Consider the following 217-nt stretch of genomic DNA (forward strand, 5'->3'; position numbering starts at 1 on the left):
ATGAAGAGCCTGTTGTGCGTGCTATTGCTGCGTCTGAAATACCAGTAGTTTCAGCAGTAGGGCACGAAACTGATTTTACATTGTCAGATTTTGCTGCTGACCGCAGGGCAGCTACTCCTTCACAGGCTGCTGAGCTGGTTGTTGCAGATGCTGATTCGTATCTGCGCTATGTTGAGGAACTGACAGCACGCGGCGAGCGGGTGCTTGTGCATCAACT

At 51.2% G+C, this 217-nt stretch carries 1 protein-coding gene; it reads left to right on the forward strand.

Features of this window, described 5'->3' with window-relative positions:
- Positions 1–217 (forward strand): exodeoxyribonuclease VII large subunit (locus HJY11_RS14345; RefSeq protein ID WP_279571117.1); only part of this gene is annotated, 217 nt, incomplete at both ends.

Origin of the sequence: Bittarella massiliensis (ex Durand et al. 2017), from assembly GCF_017566145.1 — a bacterium.
Classification (GTDB): Bacteria; Bacillota; Clostridia; order Oscillospirales; family Ruminococcaceae; genus Bittarella; species Bittarella massiliensis_A.